This is a genomic window from Noviherbaspirillum sedimenti (assembly GCF_003590835.1).
Classification (GTDB): Bacteria; Pseudomonadota; Gammaproteobacteria; order Burkholderiales; family Burkholderiaceae_D; genus Paucimonas; species Paucimonas sedimenti.
The window spans coordinates 1,618,920-1,631,310 of record NZ_QYUQ01000002.1 but is presented as its reverse complement, the minus strand read 5'-3'; the positions used below and the strand labels follow the sequence as shown (position 1 = coordinate 1,631,310).

Below are 12,391 nucleotides of genomic sequence, written 5' to 3'. Positions count from 1 at the left end.
CCAGACGGCGAAATATCGTTGATTAATGGCAATAATACCGAAGAAATTCCCTCTATGGGCAAAGGAATTGTCAAATCGTCGCAATTGCGCAAGTGTGCCGCTTGCCTCTTGTCGAATTGACTTTCAATGTGGATAAAATGTACACTTGCCGGGTTTTGGTGCCCGCGCGCCGTTCATGGCGCGCAGTTAAACGGGAAACACGAGGCTGGATGGATCCATGCGACCCACGCCCGCGTGTGCTGCCCCCGCAACGGTCAACAAGCGTACGGCATTGCCGTACTGGCTGCGTCTTGACACCACTGTGCTGATTTGGCATGGGAAGGTTACGCAGTTCGCCTTGTGAGCCCGGATACCGGCCAGAACGGGTGAAAGTGCTGCGAACGGGGAATTTCGCGAATACGAAATGCTGCCGTTGCGAATTGCGCGACATGCATGCCGTTCTCGTTTCTATCCTTCTTCCAGCCTTTTGTTAAGTCCGGCTCGCGGGGAAGCTGGCCGGGGAACTTTTCTTGAAATCGAAATCATGTCTAATATCAATTCCCGTCCGGCTGCTTCGCGCGGGGCGCGCGCCATTTCCCGCTTGACGCCCCTGGCGGCTGTTCTGCCGCTCTTGTACGCCACCAACCTTTACGCTGAACAGGCGCTCGCCCCGGTCGTGGTCACGGCGACGCGTTTCCAGTCTGCCGCCGCAGACGCTCCTATCGCGGCCCAGGTCATCACGGCGGACGACATCCGCAACAGCTCGCCGACGACGGTTTCCGAAGTGCTGGGTAAACTCGGCGGAGTGCACACCCGCATCAGCTTCACCGGCGTACCCGATGCTCCGCTGGATTTGCGCGGCTTCGGCGTGACGGGGGATCAGAATACGTTGGTCCTGCTGAATGGACAGCGCATTTCCGAGAACGAGGGCGTTCCTGCGCGCTTGTCGTCGATTCCCGTCGACTCCATCGAACGCATCGAAATCCTGCGCGGCGCTGGCGCCGTGCTGTACGGGGGCGGCGCCACCGGCGGCACGATCAATATCATCACCAAGTCCCCCGTCACGGAGGGCGTCAGCGGCAATGTGCTGGGACTGGCGGGAAGCTACGGGTTGCGCGATGTGCGTGGCAGCATGCAGGTCGGTAACGGCACCTGGGGGCTCAGACTGAATGCCCAGCATTATGAAAAGGATGGCTACCGCGCCAATAACCGCGCCGAGCTGGATACCGTCAGCGGTGAATTGCGCTTTGGTGGACGCGACGAATTCATTGCGTTCAATTTCAGTGCCGACGACCAGAAATCCCGCTTGCCCGGCATCCGCACCGAGGCGCAGCTGGCGAGCGATCCGCGCGGCGCCACGACCCCCGACGACTTCATGAACAGCGACAGCCGGATTTATTCCCTGCGCGGGGAAAAGCGCTTCGGCGATGTGACGCTGGCCCTCGATGTCGGGCGGCGCGAGAAAGCGCGACAGTCGTTCGGCTCGTTCGTCGGGGTAGGCACCAGCCTTGCCGATACGGATGTGGACGTCACTACAGTTTCCCCCCGCCTGCTGTGGAAGAGCCGGCTGGCCGGAATCGACAACCGGCTGACCGCCGGCATGGACTGGAGCGACTGGTCCTACACCAACCGGACAGCGGCAACGGGCTTTCTGTCCAGCCAAAACGAGGTGGGCAACCAGGAAAATCGTGCGGTCTATTTCCGTGATGAATTGCTGTTCGCCACCGGCACTCGCCTGAGCCTGGGCGCGCGCCGCGAAATCGTCGAACAGGATGACGCCGACAGCATCACGCCCCGCTCGAAAACATCGGTCAAGCATCGCCTGTCTGCGCACGAACTGGCGCTGCAACAGGAGCTCGGCGCCGGCTATTCCGCCTACGGCCGCGTCGGCAAGAGCTTCCGCGTGGCGACGATCGATGAAAACCGCTGTCAGTTTGCTCCCTGCGCACCGGGCTTGCTCAAGCCGCAGAAGTCCAGTGACCGCGAAATCGGCATGCAATGGAGCGGCAAGGGGGCGCGTCTGCGTGCCGGGCTGTTCGACATGGAGATCGATGACGAGATTCATTACAACGCCTACGAGGGCAGAAACTCGAATCTGTCGCCGACCAGACGGCGTGGCCTGGAACTGGAGAGCGAGCTGGTCATCGGCAAGACGGTGGATTTGACTGCGCGTTATACCCGAATCCAGTCCCGTTTCCGCAGCGGTACATTCAACGGGTTCGACGGCGACCTGGGCTTCGCGCCCTTCAGCGTCAACATCGCCGGCGAGGACGTGCCGCTGGTGCCGAAGGATCGCCTCAGCCTCAACCTCGGCTGGCAGGCAACGGCTGCCACGCGCCTGGCTTTCAACGTAATTTATGTCGGCAGCCAGCGCTACGACAATGACCAGGCCAACCGCTTCCGCCGCATGCCCAGCTACACGGTGAGCGATATCAAGCTGAGTCATGACATCGGCGCATGGCGTCTTGCGGCAGGGATCAACAACTTGTTCGACAAGGCTTATTATTCCTACGCTGTGACCAATATTTCGGCGACGCCTTCGCGCTTTAACGCCTACCCCGAAGACAGGCGTAATGGCTATGTAAGCGCCGAATATCGCTTCTAACCCTGAACCCCTGGGCTGCCGGCGTGCGGCACCGAACCCGCGGCGCCAGCGACCGCACGCCTGACTTTCCAGTCAAATCATGAGAAAAGCTTTCCTCATCCTGTGCGGCTTGCTGTTGCTGGGGCTGGCCGTGCTGGCGCTGGCAGTCGCCTGCGGCAGTAGCGGCTGTCGCGCGGGATGGGGCAGCGACGATATCGTCATGCAACTGCGCCTGCCGCGCGCGCTGGCGGCGTTTGCAGTCGGCGGCCTGCTGGCGCTGGCCGGCGCCTTGCTGCAACTCTTGCTGCGCAATCCGCTGGCCGACCCCTATGTGTTGGGCGTGTCCGGCGGCGCCGCGGTGGGCGCTCTGGGCATGTTGCTGCTGGCCCCGGCTGCGCCGCTGCTATGGGGCATGCAGCTGAGTGTGCAGTTTGGCGCACTGGCCGGCGCCTTGCTGGCGACCGGGCTGTTGTTTGGCCTGGCGCGCGGCGCCTTGTTGCGGCTGGGGACGCGCGGCGCCAACGGCGGCGGCGTGCGCCTGATCCTCACCGGGGTCATGCTGGCGTCGGGCTTCGGCGCCATGCTGACCCTGATTCTGTCGCTGGCGCCGGATACGCGCCTGCGCGGCATGGTGTTCTGGCTGATGGGCGACCTCGAAAACGCCCAGTGGCAGGGGGCTGCCTGGTTCGTGCTGGGCCTGTCTTTTGTCTGGGCCATGCGCAACAGCGCGCGCCTGAACGTGCTGGCGCATGGCGACGCCGCCGCGCAGTTGCTGGGCGTGCCTGTCGTGCGTCTGCGCGCCGCAGCGCTGCTGGTGGCGTCCCTGGCGACCGCTGCCGCGGTTGCTGTGGCCGGGACCATCGGCTTTATCGGCCTGATAGTGCCGCATGCCTTGCGCCTGGTAATCGGCAACGACCAGCGCCTGCTGCTGCCGGCCTCGGCGCTGGCGGGCGGCATTGCGCTGACCCTCGCCGACCTGCTGGCACGCACCATCGTTGCGCCGGTACAATTGCCGGTCGGCGTCATCACCGCCCTGGTCGGTGTGCCGGTATTCCTGATATTGCTGGGACGGGGAAGGGCATGAGCACTATAAATTTTGAACTGCGGACCGAACATCTGGCGCTGGCGCGGGGCGGTCAACAGCTGATCGATGATTTGAACTGGCGTGTCCCGCCCGGCGAATTCTGGTGCATCCTGGGCCAGAACGGCGTCGGCAAGACCAGTCTGCTGTATGCGTTGAGCGGCCTGGCGCCGATCTCCTCGGGCAGCATCATGCTGGACGATAAGCCGCTGCACGCATGGCCGGCGCAGGCGCTGGCGCTGAAGCGCGGCTTCATGCCGCAGCAGCAGCTCGACAGCTTTCCCTCGTCGGTATTGGCCACTGTGCTGGTCGGCCGCACGCCGCATCGGCTCGGCGGCGGCTGGGATAGCGATGCCGATGTGGCGCAGGCAGAACGCGCGCTGGCGGCAGTGGGTCTGACGCACAAGGCAAAGATGGATGTGCTGACGCTGTCGGCCGGCGAGCGCCAGCGCGTGGCGTTGGCGGCGCTGCTGGCGCAAGCCCCGGCGCTGATGCTGCTGGACGAACCGGTGGCGCACCAGGATGTGTCGCAACAGCTGGCCATGATGCGTTTCATCCGTGAGCTCGCGGGCAAGCATGCCGTGATTTCGAGCTGCCACGATATCGACCTGGCGGCGCGTTTCGCTACCCATGTGCTGCTGCTGGCCGAGGGGCGTCACTGGCTTGGCACGGCCGATGAAGTGCTTTCCGTCGATACATTGCAGCAAGCTTTCGATTGCCGCTTCGAATTGCTGGAAAGCGGCGGCGTGCGCAGTTTCATTCCCTACTGATTTTCGTATGAACTATCCGGCGTTGGTGCCGCTCCCGGGCGCCGGGTCGGCGGCCGCTGTCGCGCATTGCTGGCAGACGCAGGACTGCATGCGCTGAGCGTCCGGAATGCGGGCGAGCGCGGCCGGATCGATATTGACGGTGGTACACCAGCAAGGCGTATTGATGTCGCCGCTGCACGCCGGGGCGCATGCGTTCGGACCGCCGCATAGCGGACAGGTATGATTTGGCTTCGGGATCATGTCAGGGCAGATGTTTTCGTATCGGGAAAGTTCATGGGATTTGCCATTCCAGGTGAATCACTTCGCCATAAGCGATCTGGTGACTGGATTGTGCAGCGTACAGGGCCATTTCCGCAGGCAACAAGCTACGCTGACATGCCAGCAGCAGGCGAATGGTGCCGGCATGGCAAATCACCACGCAATCCTGCTGGAGCATCAGTACCTCATCGTGAAATGCGCGGACGCGTTGCGCCATCTGCAAAACACTCTCGCCGCCGCCGGGGCGGTAGTGGATGGTATCGCTGGCCCAGGCATCGATTTCGGCGCGCGGGATATCGTCCCAGGTGCGTAACTCCCAGCTGCCGAAATCCATTTCCGCCAGACGCGCATCAAAGCTCAGCGTGACATTGCCAAGTACATCCGCGACATCTCGGGCAAGCCCGGCGCAACGTTGCAGCGGGCTGGAAAAAAAACGCGCATTTTTAGGCAAGCTTAACAGCAGGGATTGCAGGATGCGCGCATGATCATGTGGATCAGCCGCCACATCGCTGCTGCCGTAGCAAATGCCTTTGGCGACAAGCGGTTGCGGATGACGAATGAGATACAGGCGCATGGGGGAGGGCTGTTATCAATGCAGGATGCCATTGCCCATGCAAGCCAGCACGCCGAGATAAAAGGCCACTTCGGCGACCTGTTGCACTGCGCCTAGACAATCGCCGGTATAGCCACCGATGCGGCGCATGAAAATTTTGCCGAGCCAGGTCGACATCAGTCCGGCAGCCGCCATGCCGGCGAGGATGCCATACCAGGAAATCCACCCCGCAAAACCCATTAGCAGAATCGGCATGGCGGCGGTGAGCGCGGCAATCAGCATTTCTGCCGTGGACATGCGGTGCGCAAGCGGCTTGGCTTTGCCGTCGCCTTTGACGTAATCGAGACGCCAGATAAAGACACTTGAAATCATGCGCGATAAGGGATGCGCAATCAGCAAGGCGGCAATCACCGCCTGCACCGGCAAATAAAAGAGCGTCGCGCATTTCAATAGCAGCAGCAGGCCGATGCCGATCGCGCCGTAGGCGCCGACCCGCGAATCCGTCATGATTTCCAGCACGCGCGCCGGCGTCATGCCGCCGCCGAAGCCGTCGCAGACATCGGCGAAGCCGTCTTCATGGAACGCGCCCGTCAGGTAAATGCCGGTAATGGTGGACAGCAGCACGGCCACCAGTTGCGGCAAAAACAAGGCCGCAAGCAGATAGACGGCGCTTGTGGCAGCCGCGACCACGAGGCCGACTAGCGGATAGTAGCGCGAAGCGTGGTGCAGCCAGGCCGGATCAAAGCCAACCCAGCGCGGAATGGGTATGCGGGTGAAAAATTGCAGGGCGACGAAAAAAAGGCGCACCTGATGGATACACCGGGCGCGCAAGCTTATGGACGGGTTCGCAGTTTGCAGCATAAGGTCCCTGCCTATTCCATCTTCTCATGGACCTGGGCTGATTCGAAAGTTGCCATCTCCGCCATGAAATTCACTGCGGCCTGCAGCAGCGGCAGCGCCAACGCACAACCGGTTCCCTCACCGAGACGCAAGTTCAATTGCAGCAGCGGGCGCGCGCCGAGATGGTCCAGCATCTGTCGATGCCCATTCTCATCGGAACAATGGCAAAAGACACAGTAATCGAGAATGGCTGGTTGCAGCCGCGCCGCAATCATCAATGCGCTGGTCACGATGAAGCCATCGATGAGCAGCACCATGCGCCGTTCGGCAGCCCGCAGCATTGCCCCGACCATCATGGCGATTTCAAAGCCGCCAAAGGTGGACAGTACATCCAGCGGATCTGTGACGCTGCTGTGATGGGCAACCGCGCGCTCGATGACGCGCTGCTTGTGTAACATGCCTTCGGTCGACAGGCCCGTCCCGGCGCCGACACAGTTCGCGACCGGAATGCCGGTCAGCTTGTGCATGATTGCCGCCGCCGCAGTGGTATTGCCAATCCCCATTTCGCCGAAGCCGATGACCTTAGCTTCGATTGCGGAAACCAGCGCCATGCCGTGTTCCATCGCGCGGCTGCATTCCGCAGGCGTCATCGCTGCTTCCTGCGCAAAATTGCGCGTGCCAGGAGCGATTTTCCGGTGGATTAATCCTTTCCGCGGGCCGAAATCATGATTCACGCCTGCATCGATGATGTGCAATGCGCACTGATTCTGGCGCGCAAACACATTGATCGCGGCGCCTTGCGCCAGAAAGTTTTCCACCATTTGCCATGTCACGCTTTGCGGATAGGCGGAGATATTTTCCGCGACAATGCCATGGTCTCCGGCAAATACAAGGATGGCTGGCTTGGTCAGTTGCGGATGTTCCGTCCGTTGAATCAGGCCGATCTGCCTGGCCAGGGACTCGAGCGCGCCTAAACTGCCAAGCGGCTTGGTCTTGTTGTTGATGGCTGTGTCCAGGAGCTTCGACAGCGACACATCATAAATGGAATTGATCACTGGAATATGCATACGTCCACCACGCCATTACAAGACATGGTCATTGAAAATTGATTTGAGTGGGTTGCCAACGTGTGGGCGCTACGATAGCACAGGCTTGGAAACGCTATCTATCGTCGATCGATTATCTTTTTTAACAGAAACGTCAGGTAAGTTGATAGTCCACGGGCGCAATGGGACGCAGGGTACTTTCCTCGCCAAGCGATTCCCGCAGAATGATTTCAATGGCGCGGCATCTTGGCGACGGCCCTGACATTGACACTGCCAGGGCCGGATGCTAGCCTGAAACAGACTCCTTCATTCAGTACAATCTTGCGCAATGCGCTACTGGCAACTCGACCGTCCTGCGCCTGGCGGGCAAATCGACCTTTCCCATGTCACCAGCCTCGTGGCGGCCATCGGTTGTGCCGATGCGACTTCGTTTGCCGGAGAGGTGCTCAATACATTGGGCGACGCCGCGAAGATTTCACAGTGCACCATCTTCGCTTATGAATTTGGCAACCGTCCGCGTACCGTGTCGGTTGCGGATCGCCGGGGCGGGCGCTTTTTGCGCGATGTCGCCGACGTCTATTCAAAACTGTTTTATGTTCTCGATGGCAACCAAGGGATCGTCACAAACGAACCCGCCGCCAAGCCTGGCGGGGCCATCGTGATGCACCGGCAAACCAGCGACGACATCACGCATGCGGGTTATCGTGCAGCCTGTTACAGCGACCCCAATGTCTGCGACCGCTTGTCGGTGCTGCTGCAGCCGGCCGATGACATCTGGCTGTCAGTCAATCTTTACCGCGATCGCACTTATGCAAATTTCCAGCAGCGCGAAATTGCGCTGGTCGAGGCGCTGGCACCCTTGATAGGGCATGCAGCCAAACATCACTATGCCTTGCACGGCCAGAACCAGCAGGGCCTCCCCCAGTTGATGCTGGCGCGATTGCGCAGCCTTTGCCCCACGCTGGCCAAACGCGAACTGGATGTGGTGCGCGGCGTGCTGGAAGGTCGTACCGCCATCGAGATTGCCGAGATCCTGGGCATCAAGCCGGCCAGCGTCATTACCTATCAAAAGCGCGCCTACCAGCGGCTCGGCATTTCAAGCCAGCGCCAATTGTTCGCGCTTTGCCTCTCGACTGAAAAAGTCTGAAATTAGCCCATCCGGCTGTACCCAAAATAGGGACAACATCGTCCCGGCTGACTCTTATACTAAAAAATCGCATCCTGCCAATAAAAGCGAAATGGCAATGATGCGTTGCGCCGATACTAATAAAAAAATGGCGATGACTGACTGGTGCGCAGTGCGCTCCGGCAGGTTCATTGAAAGTTCAGGAGACAGCCAAAATGCAACAATTCCCATCGGGAACTCAAACCCCATCCAGCTACACGGCAGCCACCAGCGCCATCGAGATCGAACGGCTCGTTGTCGGTAAAGTGTCCAAGCGCTTGCTTTGGTTCATTTTCCTGCTATTCGTCTTTTCCTTTCTGGATCGAATCAATATCGGCTTTGCCGGCTTGACCATGATGAAGGACCTGGGTCTGACGACGACCCAGTTCGGTCTGGCAACGACGCTGTTCTATGTCGCCTACATCGCTTGCGGCATTCCGAGCAACATTGTGCTGGCACGGATTGGTGCGCGGATCTGGATTGGCTCGATCATGATTGCCTGGGGCCTGGCGTCCACCGCGACCATGTTTGCGACCGATGCAAATACGCTCTATATCCTGCGCGTGCTGGTCGGTATTTCCGAGGCTGGTTTCTTGCCAGGCATGTTGCTGTACATGACACTGTGGTTTCCGCCGGCTTACCGCGCCCGTGCCAATGCCTTGTTCATGATTGCCATGCCGGTGACTGCCGCACTGGGTTCGGCGGTTTCCGGCTACATCCTGGCCATGGACGGCATCTGGGACCTGAAAGGCTGGCAATGGCTATTCATGCTGGAAGGCCTGCCTTCAGCCATCCTGGGCCTGGTCGTATTTTTCTACCTGGATGACAAGCCGGAAGATGCCAAGTGGCTGTCTGCGGAAGACAAGGCCGTGCTGGCGCGGAGCTTGCAGGCCCAGCGCAAGCCGTCCGCGGACCAGGCAGGCGCGGCTGCCATTGAGACCGCCGGTGGCCGCAGCCTGTTTGCCGAACTGACTTCGCTGACTGTCATCAAGTTTGCCGTTGCCTACTTCTGTCTCGTCAATACGCTGGCCATGGTAGCCGTCTGGGCGCCGCTCATCGTCAAGAGCTTCAGCGCCAATGCCAGCAATACCACGGTCGGCTTGCTGGCAGCGATCCCGCAGGTGGTGACCATCATTGCCATGATCTGGTGGGGCCGTCATTCCGACCGCAAGCAGGAGCGCCGCTGGCACCTGGTGCTGCCGATGCTGGCGGCGGCGGCGGGCTGGATGTTTACGGCAATGTCGGGCAACCCGAGTATCCAGATGCTGGGCGTGTGCATGGCGTCGGCCGGTTCCTATACTGCCATGTCGATTTTCTGGACGACGCCCGACCAGGCGCTGAGCCTCAAGGCGCAGGTCATCGGCATCGCCGTGATCAATGCGATGGGCAATATCAGCTCGGCGCTCAATCCGCTCGTCGTCGGCTGGCTGAAGGACGCCACGCAGAGCTTCAAGGCTGGCCTGATCTATTCGGCCGTGCTGATGATGGTCGGCGTCGTGATCGTGCTGCTGCTGCCTATCGCCCGGCGACAGAAAACGGCTGCGGCAATCCGCGCGTGAACGCCAGCGCCTGCACTAAGTTATAGCCGGAACAGATACGTTTTTTTTCAGTTATTCACTGAATTTAGGGATTTATCATGCATCAACCAACCACTGAAGCCCGTCCTTCCATCTATTACAACTACCAGGTGTTCAAGCCCTGGTTGCCGTCGGCCCATCCGGCGCAGGATCGTAAGAAAGTGGTCATCGCCGGCTCCGGCCCTGCGGGCATGGTGGCTGCACTGGAATTGGCGCGCCTGGGCGTGCCCAGCGTGGTGGTGACGGCGGAACTGCAGGTTTCCCAAGGCAGCCGCGCGATTGTCTTTACCCGCCGCTCGATGGAAATCCTGCAGCAGGTGGGCGTGGACGCGCGCATGACAGAAAATGGCTTGCCATGGCTTTTCGGTAATTCCTATTATCGCGGCAAGCGCGTATTCCGCATGGAATCCGCGCGCGATGCGGATGATCGCTTCTTCCCGATGATCAATATCCAGCAGCAGTACATGGAGGAATATCTCATCGATGCCTGCGCAGCCAATCCGCTGATTGATTTCCGCTGGGGTAACAAGCTTGTCAAGGTCGAGCAGGCCGACAAGCTTGCCTACGTCACCATCGATACGCCCGAAGGCCCCTACACGCTGGAGACCGAATGGGTGGTCGCCGCCGACGGCGGTCGTTCCAGCATCCGCACGGCCATGGATCTGCAGATGGAAGGCGCCTCTTACGAGGGTTTCTTCGTGATCGCCGACATCCGCGTCGATTTGCCGCTGCCGACCGAGCGCCTGGCCTTCTTCGATCCCGAATGGAACCCCGGCAACACCATCCTGATGCACCGCGAGCCGCATGGCATCTGGCGCGTGGATTATCAGCTGCCGCCCGGCGAAACACCGGAAGAAGCGCTCAAGCCGGAATCGCTGAAAAAACGCATCGACGCCCAGCTGGCCATGATCGGCCACGCCGGTATTGCCTGGGAGATGGACTGGAATTCAGTCTATTCCGCCCGCACCCTGACGCTGCCCGACTATGTGCATGGCCGCGTGATCTTCACCGGCGATGCCGCCCACCTGCTGCCGATTTTCGGCGTGCGCGGCGCCAACACTGCCTTCCAGGATGCACAATCGCTGGCCTGGCACCTGGCCTTCGTGATCAAGGGCCTGGCAAGTGAAAAGCTGCTGGCCAACCACAGCGCCGAGCGCGTCGGCGCAGCCCGTGAAATCATCGACGAAGCCGGCAAGAGCACGCGCTTCATGGCGCCGCCGAGCCGCGGCTTCCGCCTGTTGCGCGATGCCGTGCTGTCGTTGTCGCTGACCGAAGAATTCGTGCGTCCGCTCTACCACTGGCGCACCTCGCGTCCGCACGAGTACACTCATTCTGCGCTCAACAGCGCCGGCGACGACAACGCGTTGTTCAAGTCCGGTCCCGCCCACGGCGCGCCGCCGCAGAATATCCGCCTGGCAGCCAACGATTTCCTGCTGGATCACCTGGGTGGCGGCTTCGACTTGCTGTACTTCACGGATGCAGCAGCCATGCCCGATGCCTTGCAAAAGGTGGTGGCGGACACCCGTGCCCGCGGCGTGCCGCTGCGCGTGATCGCCGTCGGTGCGGCCCAGCCGGTGGCCGGCGCCGACCTGACCCTGGCGGACGCCGACGGCCACTTCCGCCAGCGCTACGGCGTGCTGGCCAGCGGCGCCGCCTACCTGATGCGCCCCGATCAGCACGTTTGCGCACGCTGGCTGACGCTGGACGCCACCCGCCTGCAAGCTGCCCTGAATATCGCTTTGCCCCAGTAATAGGAGAGCCTCCATGACCATCGCCAACAACGCCCTGACCATCCCGGGCCTGGAAACCGTGTACGACGCGTTGGCCACCGCCATCGATCAGGCCGGTCCGGACAAAACCGAGCTGTTCCTCGTCAAACTGGCTTTGCTTAACGCTAATGCGCTGGGTAATGCCGACACCTTTGGCGCCCACGTCCAGGCCGCACTGCGCGACTTGTGATCTCAGGGTAAGTTTGCAAACCATTCAGGAGAATCAAATGCAGATCGAAAGAATTCATCACGTCGCCTACCGCTGCAAGGATGCCAAGGAAACCGTCGAGTGGTACGTCAAGTACCTGGACATGCGTTTCATCCTGGCGATCGCCGAGAACGAGGTGCCGTCCACCAAGGAACCCGATCCCTACATGCACGTCTTCCTCGACGCCGGCATGGGCAACGTGCTCGCCTTTTTCGAGTTGCCGACCCGTCCGCCGATGGGTCGCGACCAGAACACGCCGCTGTGGACGCAGCATCTGGCGCTGAAAGTGAAGTCCATGGACGACCTGCTGGAAGCCAAGGCCAAACTGGAAGCCGGCGGCATCGAAGTGCTCGGCCCGACCGACCATACCATCTTCAAGTCCATCTACTTCTTCGACCCGAATGGCCATCGCATTGAACTGTGCGCCGACACTGCCACGCCGAAGATGAACAAGATGCTCGACGACGTAAAGTGGGACATGCTCAACGAATGGGCGAAGACCAAAAAGGCGCCGCAGCATGCGCGCTGGATGCATGACGGCAGCTTCAAAGGAGAATGAGA

General features: G+C 60.8%; 12 protein-coding genes and 1 riboswitch. Of the genes, 8 read left to right on the top strand and 4 right to left on the bottom strand.

Translation table 11 applies throughout. From position 1 onward, the window contains the following. Positions 1 to 139: 139 nt before the first annotated feature. Positions 140 to 375: riboswitch (cobalamin riboswitch) on the top strand. A 148-nt stretch (positions 376 to 523) separates the two neighbouring features. From D3878_RS07645 to D3878_RS07635, 3 genes are all read left to right on the top strand, one after another. Further along, a complete protein-coding gene (locus D3878_RS07645) occupies positions 524 to 2,584 on the top strand; it encodes a TonB-dependent receptor family protein (RefSeq protein WP_158592210.1) in 2,061 nt (686 codons plus the stop codon). A 79-nt stretch (positions 2,585 to 2,663) separates the two neighbouring features. Beyond that, on the top strand, positions 2,664 to 3,647 hold the full coding sequence (locus D3878_RS07640; protein WP_119784922.1) for a FecCD family ABC transporter permease: 984 nt from the start codon (positions 2,664 to 2,666) through the stop codon (positions 3,645 to 3,647). Next, positions 3,644 to 4,414: an ABC transporter ATP-binding protein gene (locus D3878_RS07635; protein ID WP_199688113.1), complete on the top strand. Its 771-nt coding sequence runs from the start codon at positions 3,644 to 3,646 to the stop codon at positions 4,412 to 4,414. Before D3878_RS07640 ends, D3878_RS07635 begins: the two co-directional genes overlap by 4 nt. Positions 4,415 to 4,426: 12 nt before the next feature. On the opposite strand, the gene D3878_RS07630 is transcribed toward D3878_RS07635, so the two are convergent. From D3878_RS07630 to cobT, 4 genes are read right to left on the bottom strand one after another with little or no spacing between them, the layout of a single operon-like run. Then, on the bottom strand, positions 4,427 to 4,654 hold the full coding sequence (locus D3878_RS07630; protein ID WP_119784921.1) for a cysteine-rich CWC family protein: 228 nt from the start codon (positions 4,652 to 4,654) through the stop codon (positions 4,427 to 4,429). A 31-nt stretch (positions 4,655 to 4,685) separates the two neighbouring features. Then, on the bottom strand, positions 4,686 to 5,246 hold the full coding sequence (locus D3878_RS07625; RefSeq protein WP_119784920.1) for a histidine phosphatase family protein: 561 nt from the start codon (positions 5,244 to 5,246) through the stop codon (positions 4,686 to 4,688). Between the two features lie 15 nt (positions 5,247 to 5,261). Further along, on the bottom strand, positions 5,262 to 6,086 hold the full coding sequence (locus D3878_RS07620; protein ID WP_119784919.1) for an adenosylcobinamide-GDP ribazoletransferase: 825 nt from the start codon (positions 6,084 to 6,086) through the stop codon (positions 5,262 to 5,264). Between the two features lie 11 nt (positions 6,087 to 6,097). Beyond that, entirely contained in the window at positions 6,098 to 7,132 is a 1,035-nt protein-coding gene (gene cobT, locus D3878_RS07615; protein WP_119784918.1) for a nicotinate-nucleotide--dimethylbenzimidazole phosphoribosyltransferase, read from the bottom strand. Between the two features lie 307 nt (positions 7,133 to 7,439). Here cobT and D3878_RS07610 point away from each other — a divergent pair, with 307 nt between their 5' ends. The 5 genes from D3878_RS07610 (at position 7,440) to D3878_RS07590 (ending at position 12,389) form a co-directional block, all read left to right on the top strand. Beyond that, positions 7,440 to 8,258 carry a helix-turn-helix transcriptional regulator gene (locus D3878_RS07610; protein ID WP_119784917.1) on the top strand — a complete coding sequence of 273 codons (819 nt, stop codon included), beginning with the start codon at positions 7,440 to 7,442 and terminating at the stop codon, positions 8,256 to 8,258. A 194-nt stretch (positions 8,259 to 8,452) separates the two neighbouring features. Next, a complete protein-coding gene (locus tag D3878_RS07605; protein WP_119784916.1) occupies positions 8,453 to 9,835 on the top strand; it encodes an MFS transporter in 1,383 nt (460 codons plus the stop codon). A gap of 77 nt (positions 9,836 to 9,912) precedes the next feature. After that, positions 9,913 to 11,604, top strand: coding sequence for an FAD-dependent monooxygenase (locus tag D3878_RS07600; protein ID WP_119784915.1), 1,692 nt, complete (start codon positions 9,913 to 9,915; stop codon positions 11,602 to 11,604). 13 nt (positions 11,605 to 11,617) lie between these two features. Beyond that, a complete protein-coding gene (locus D3878_RS07595) occupies positions 11,618 to 11,812 on the top strand; it encodes a DUF2783 domain-containing protein (RefSeq protein ID WP_119784914.1) in 195 nt (64 codons plus the stop codon). 37 nt (positions 11,813 to 11,849) lie between these two features. After that, complete coding sequence (locus tag D3878_RS07590) at positions 11,850 to 12,389, top strand: VOC family protein (RefSeq protein ID WP_119784913.1); 540 nt, start codon at positions 11,850 to 11,852, stop codon at positions 12,387 to 12,389. Positions 12,390 to 12,391: the final 2 nt, after the last annotated feature.

Coding starts and splice junctions, on each gene's coding strand:
- D3878_RS07590 (WP_119784913.1), top strand. CDS start 11,850: ATGCAGATCGAAAGAATTCATCACGTCGCCTACCGCTGCAAGGATGCC.
- D3878_RS07620 (WP_119784919.1), bottom strand. CDS start 6,086: ATGCTGCAAACTGCGAACCCGTCCATAAGCTTGCGCGCCCGGTGTATC.
- D3878_RS07610 (WP_119784917.1), top strand. CDS start 7,440: ATGCGCTACTGGCAACTCGACCGTCCTGCGCCTGGCGGGCAAATCGAC.
- D3878_RS07600 (WP_119784915.1), top strand. CDS start 9,913: ATGCATCAACCAACCACTGAAGCCCGTCCTTCCATCTATTACAACTAC.
- cobT (WP_119784918.1), bottom strand. CDS start 7,132: ATGCATATTCCAGTGATCAATTCCATTTATGATGTGTCGCTGTCGAAG.
- D3878_RS07645 (WP_158592210.1), top strand. CDS start 524: ATGTCTAATATCAATTCCCGTCCGGCTGCTTCGCGCGGGGCGCGCGCC.
- D3878_RS07635 (WP_199688113.1), top strand. CDS start 3,644: ATGAGCACTATAAATTTTGAACTGCGGACCGAACATCTGGCGCTGGCG.
- D3878_RS07595 (WP_119784914.1), top strand. CDS start 11,618: ATGACCATCGCCAACAACGCCCTGACCATCCCGGGCCTGGAAACCGTG.
- D3878_RS07605 (WP_119784916.1), top strand. CDS start 8,453: ATGCAACAATTCCCATCGGGAACTCAAACCCCATCCAGCTACACGGCA.
- D3878_RS07640 (WP_119784922.1), top strand. CDS start 2,664: ATGAGAAAAGCTTTCCTCATCCTGTGCGGCTTGCTGTTGCTGGGGCTG.
- D3878_RS07630 (WP_119784921.1), bottom strand. CDS start 4,654: ATGATCCCGAAGCCAAATCATACCTGTCCGCTATGCGGCGGTCCGAAC.
- D3878_RS07625 (WP_119784920.1), bottom strand. CDS start 5,246: ATGCGCCTGTATCTCATTCGTCATCCGCAACCGCTTGTCGCCAAAGGC.